Here is a 532-nt window from a genome sequence, read left to right as displayed (position 1 = left end):
CGCCCGCACCCTCACGCCCCGGCTGCCAGCCCACATCGCCGCCGTGACCGGCACCAACGGCAAGACCAGCACGGTGGAATTCCTGCGCCAGATCTGGGCGCTTCAGGGGCTGAAGGCGGGCACGATCGGCACGCTGGGCGCACTCGCCCCCTGCCCCCTGCCCGATTGCGGCCCCGTGCTGACCACGCCGGACAGTGTCGGGCTCATGCGCCTGCTGGGGACCATGGCGCAGGCGGGCGTGGACCATGTGGCGATGGAGGCATCATCCCACGGGCTGGAGCAGCGCAGGCTGGACGGGATCACGCCCTACGCGGCGGGGTTCAGTAACCTGACGCGCGACCATCTGGACTATCATGGCAGCAGCGCGGCCTATCGTGCGGCCAAGCTGCGCCTGTTCGATACCATCCTGCCCGAAGGCGGCATCGCCGCCATCAACGCGGACATGGACGAAACAACCGCCACCGCGCTGCGGGAGATCGCGCGGCGGCGCAACCTTGTCCTGCGCACCACCGGCGCGCGTGGCGAAACCCTG

Annotated in this window: 1 protein-coding gene; it reads left to right on the top strand. The window is 70.3% G+C overall.

All coding sequences use genetic code 11. The annotated features are described in order from the left end of the window. Positions 1–532: Mur ligase family protein (locus tag JCM25156_RS20055; RefSeq protein ID WP_025814560.1), on the top strand; the 532-nt coding region annotated here is incomplete at both ends.

The sequence above is a fragment of the Komagataeibacter kakiaceti JCM 25156 genome, from assembly GCF_000613305.1.
This window is presented reverse-complemented; position numbering and strand designations above follow the sequence as displayed.